Below are 4,912 nucleotides of genomic sequence, written 5' to 3' on the forward strand. Positions count from 1 at the left end.
CGATCGACAGACCGTCCTCCTGCAGGAGCTCCCCGAACACCTGCAGACGAGCCCGGTCCAGGAGGGATGAGTACCCCATGGTCACGACCTCGCCCGCGGGCACGGTCACCGTCAGCGAGTCGCCGAACCGGGGCCCATCGACGACCGTGCCGTCGGTCAGCACCAGTTCACCCTCGCCATGGATCGAGGGCGCAGTTTCATCTTGGTGCCCATTGAGCATGTACGAGGCGGCGACTGTGACGGCGTCGCCCTTGGGAACGGTGACGTTGTCGACCGTCACGCCACCGAGGTGTGCTCCGTCGCGCAGCTCGGTGTGGGACAGGTCGAGAAGAGCGCCCGGAGCCCCGATGAACCGCCCGTCGGAGAACTGGCCGGGCCCCCCTTCCTCGGCACCCATCATCGTCAGCGAGCCGGCCAGAACCCGGACTTCGCCGTGGTTGGCGAAACCGCCGACAATGTCGGCGTCGGCAAAGCTGTCGCCGTCCAGGGTCAGGGACCCGGCCTGCGTGACCGTGAACAGGCCACCGAGTGAATCCACCTCGGCACCGGGCTGGAGCGCGGCATCACCTCGCACGTTGAGCCGCGAGCTCTCCCGCACATGTAGCTCGCCACCCAAGGTGGCGTCGTGCAAGTCGACCTCCGCGTTGTCGGCCAACGCGAGCTGGTCTCCGAAGATGCTTCCGGACACGGTGGTGGTGCCCGGCCCCCGCAACTCACCGGCATCACCCTCGAGGGTCGAGACAGCCAGGTCGCCGGCGACGGTCAGGGTCCCCTCCAGCGTCACCGTTCCGGCCTCAGCCGGTGCGCCGACGGGCACCTGCGGGCCAGCCGCGACCACAGGAACGCACACGACGCTCGTGGCGGTGGGTACGCCGGCGCTCCAGTTGGTCGACTCGTGCCACGACGCCGACCCGCCCTCGGTCGTCGGACCCACCCACGCGGTGTCCGGGGCGACACAGCCCGTGCCTGCCTGCGCCGGCGCGACCGACAGGCCCACCAGCGTCGTCGCGACGAGCAGCAGCCCCGCTCCGAGATTGGCGCGCATCGTGATCCATCCCCCCATGGCCCGAGAAGTGCCCGGCCATGGTGTCACCCGCCCGCGTCCCGGCGGAGCGAAACAGTAAAAATGCGTCAGCGCGCGGTGACGCGCACCCGGGCTCCGTCCCGCGGCACGCTGGTGATGTTACGGACCCGGGCCGCCTCGTCGGCGAGCGAGCGGACGTCGTACGCCGCGAGGACCTCGCGCAGGATCGCGACCCCCTCCATCAGGGAGAAGCCGGCGCCGATGCAGCGACGTACGCCGCCGCCGAACGGGATCCACGTGTTGGTGGGCGGGTTCTGGCCGAGGAAGCGCTCGGGCCGGAACGCCTCGGGGTCGGGGTGGTTGTCGGCGCGGGCGTGGGCGATCAGGATCGACGGCCCGACCGTGGTGCCGGCGGGGAGGTCGAGGCCGCCGACGGTGGCCGGCTCCATCAGCGTGCGCACCACCATCGCGATCACCGGGTGCAGCCGCATGGACTCCTTGAGCACGGCCTCGAGCCAGGCGTCGTCGCCGCCGGTCGCGGCCTCACGGGCCCGGCGCAGCTGCTCCTCGTCGCGGCCGACCTCGTAGAGGGTCCAGGCCAGCGCGCTGGCGGTCGTCTCGTGGCCGGCCAGGAGGAGGGTGACCAGCTGGTCACGGAGCTCCTGGTCGGTGAGCGCGTCATCCCCCTCCTGGGCCAGGATCAGCCGGGAGAGTACGTCGGTGCGGTCGGCGAGGTCGGGTGCCTCGCGGCGCTCGGCGATCTCGGCGTACATCAACCGGTCCAGCTCGCGCTGGTTCTGCACGGTCCGCTTCCAGGGGCCGACCTTCTGCAGCGACGGCCATCCCCAGGCGAGCAGGATCGCCGGGTTGACGTCGACGGTGCGCCGCACGCGCGGGCGCAGCTCGGCCAGCCGCTGCTCGTCGGTGACCCCGAAGACCACGCGCAGGATCACCTCGAGGGTGAGCGCGTTCATCCGGTCGAGCGAGCGGAACTCCTCACCCGGCTGCCACCGGGCGACCTCTGCCTGCGCGAGCTCGGTGACCAGCGACTCGTAGGTGCGCAGGGCATGGCCGTTGAACGCCGGCATCAGCAGCTTGCGGGCCCGCTGGTGCTCGCGCGAGTCCTGCAGCAGCAGCGAGTGCTCGCCCATGATCGGCCCGAGGATGGCGTTGCCCTTGCCGGCGTGGAAGACCTCGGGGTCGCCGGCGAAGATCTCCTTCACGTGCTCGGGCCTGGTGAAGAGCACCAGCGGCCGCCCGGCCGGGAGCATCCGCACGGTGAAGGTGTCGCCGTACCTGCGATGCGCCCACGGCACGAACCGGTGCCGGAAGCGGAGCAGACCGGCGCTCTGCGCAAGGGACGGCCACCTCGGACCGGGGGGCAGCCTGCTCATGTCGACCGGCGGCGGCGTCTCGCCCCCGAACGGACGCATCCGCTCGAAGCGCTCCTCGGTCAGTGCGGTCACTCGGTCGTCGGTGGCGGTCACGGTAGAGCCTCACGTCGGGGTACTCCGGACTTCGCATACTACGAGTACGTCGGCGTGTGGGCCACCGTCGTCTCGTCCGGATCAGCGGCGGTGAATGCCGACCACCGTGTGCTCGGGGATCGGGTTGTCCCGCGCCGCCTTGCAGGTGAGCCGCTGCGGCTCCTGGCTCCAGGCGGAGTGGACCTCGACGACGTACTCGTCGCCGCCCACCACGAACACCGCCGCGGTGTCGACTCCCTCGGTGCGCCGGTGTTCAAGCCGCAGGGCGCCCTCCCGGGTCTCGCCGAGATGGCGCCGGAGCGCGATCTCCGCCGCCTGCACCGGCGTGGGGAACCCCGAGCGGCCGCGGAAGTGGTCGAGGTCGAGCTGACCGGACACGTGCGCGCCGGCGACCGCGACGGCGGTCGCCGGGTCGAGCCGCCCGTAGTAGAGGCCGTGGGGCAGCACCAGCAGGTTGCCCGCAAACCGGTCTCCCCCGATGTGCGAGACCTCCCAGGTCTCCTCGGGGTGTGCCGCGCTCAGCGCGGTCACGACCGGACGGCCGAGCTCGGCACAACAGGCGTCGTGGCGGCCGTGGGTGCAGACGCAGAAGAGCGACTCCTCGTGCGGTGTCAGCGAGGTCGGGTGGCCCGCCCGCAGGTCGAAGAAGTCGAGGTCGAGCACGTCGGCCGGGTTGCTCATGGTGCCGCGCTCGATCCAGGGGCGGTAGGGATGGGCGTGGGCGGCGAACACGGTGGTGCCCTCGCCGGCCGGGCGGCGTCCGGTACGCCGGATCAGCAGCACCCGGATCCGCGCCTCGTGCGCCCGGCGTCGCAGCTCGCGGCCGAGTCCGTCGGGGAGCCGGGCGTCGCGGAGGGCGTCCTCGCCCCAGGAGCCGGAGTGCTCGATCAGCAGGTAGGCACGCACGGTCGAGGCGGTCCCCGCGACCGGCTCGTCGCGCAGGACACTGGAGCGGGCGCAGCGGAAGGCCGCGTCGCCGGGGAGCGGGGCGGTCACCTGACGACCCCGAGCAGCCCTTCGCGGATCAGGCGGCGACACAGCACGAGCCGGCTCTCCGGGTCGAGCTGCTCGTGCAGGTCGGCCGGCCTCAGCTCGGCGCGGGCGCGGATCTCCTCGAGGGCCGGCTCCAGCCGTGCCGGCACGTCGAGGGAGCGGTCGCCGAGGAGCACCTCGAGCCGGTCGCCGTGGGGCAGCAGGACGCACGGGTGGCCGGGGCGCCGGCGCAGCAGGGTCGAGTCGTCGATCTCGCTCGCGTCGAGGACGTCGCGAAGCCCCCCGTCGAGGCGGGAGCTGCGGCCCGTCAGGAAGCGGCGTACCTCGGTGTCGACGGCGGCGGCCGCGTCGAGACGGCGTACGTCGTCGGCGACCTGCTCCAGCCGACGGGCGAGCTCGTCGGCGAGCCCGCCGCGGTCCTCGAGGTAGCCACCCGGCAGGTGCTGCTCGGGGACGCGGTCGACGACCTGGCGGACGGTGCGCTCGACGAGGCCCCGCCACGTCAGCTGGTTGATCCCGATGGTGACGTGCAGCGACACCGTCTCCTGGGCGCGGGCGGCGTGGGGCGTACCGGTCGGGAGGTAGAGGCACAGGCCCGGCTCGAGCAGGACCTCCTCGACCCCGTCGGGCGTGTGGACCTCCCAGAGCTTGGAGCCGGCGGTCTGGAACACGAACACGTCGTGGCTGTCCTCGTGGACGGCGAAGCCCTGCGAGTCCGGCGGCGTCAGGTAGGCGTTGGCCTGGCAGGGGTGGCCGAGCTCCAGCTCGAGCTCGGCGGTCAGCCGGGTGAGCGGCGGCCAGTAGCGGTGCAGGCCCTGGAGGACGACGGTGGCGCCGTCCTCGAACGCGGCGAGGGCCCTGCGGGCGTCGACGAGCCCCGTCAGCGGCTGGCCGGCGAGGGTCGCGCGGCGGGTGAACGACGACTCGGGCTGGACCGCACCGTCGCGTGCCAGCCGGATCGAGGGGGTGCGGATGGCGCTCGACGTCAGCAGGTGGTCGGCGGCGTCGAGGTCGAGCAGGCCGACGAGGTCGTCGGGGTCGGCGTGGTGCAGGTGCACGCGGGACGCCCAGACCTTGTCGAGGAAGGTCTGGGCGTCACCGCTGAGCAGGTCGAGAGCGCTCAGGACGCGTCTCCGTCTGTTCCATCGGTGCCGTCGGCGTCGGTGCCGTCAGCGTCGGTGCCATCGGCGTCGGTGCCATCGGCGTCGGTGCCATCGGCGTCGGTGCCGTCAGCGTCGGTGCCGTCGGCGTCGGTCGTGTCGCCGTCGGTGCCGTCGGTCGCGTCGCCGTCGGTCCCGTCGGCGTCACCGCCACCCAGACCTTCCTGCGGCGCCCCGGCGGGGCTGGTGGTCATGTCGTCGTCGCCCAGGGGCTCCTCGGGGGTCATCCATTTCCTCCTGCTGATGTG

5 protein-coding genes are annotated in these 4,912 nt (G+C 72.5%); all 5 read right to left on the bottom strand.

Annotated elements, in window-relative coordinates; translation table 11 throughout:
• The coding region (locus VFN12_RS15565) for a hypothetical protein (protein ID WP_325119657.1) at positions 1-1,045 on the bottom strand (1,045 nt) is incomplete at its 3' end.
• Positions 1,046-1,131: 86 nt separating this feature from the next.
• Complete coding sequence (locus VFN12_RS15570; RefSeq protein ID WP_325119658.1) at positions 1,132-2,511, bottom strand: cytochrome P450; 1,380 nt, start codon at positions 2,509-2,511, stop codon at positions 1,132-1,134.
• 81 nt (positions 2,512-2,592) lie between these two features.
• On the bottom strand, positions 2,593-3,507 hold the full coding sequence (locus VFN12_RS15575; RefSeq protein WP_325119659.1) for a sucrase ferredoxin: 915 nt from the start codon (positions 3,505-3,507) through the stop codon (positions 2,593-2,595).
• The gene (locus VFN12_RS15580; RefSeq protein ID WP_325119660.1) at positions 3,504-4,562 is read right to left on the bottom strand and encodes a cupin domain-containing protein; all 1,059 of its coding nucleotides are present in this window, start codon (positions 4,560-4,562) and stop codon (positions 3,504-3,506) included. The genes VFN12_RS15575 and VFN12_RS15580 overlap by 4 nt, the downstream gene beginning before the upstream one ends.
• A 62-nt stretch (positions 4,563-4,624) precedes the next feature.
• Positions 4,625-4,912: hypothetical protein (locus tag VFN12_RS15585; RefSeq protein ID WP_325119661.1), on the bottom strand; the 288-nt coding region annotated here is incomplete at its 5' end.

Origin of the sequence: Nocardioides sp. (genome assembly GCF_035703625.1) — a bacterium.
GTDB lineage: Bacteria > Actinomycetota > Actinomycetes > Propionibacteriales > Nocardioidaceae > Nocardioides.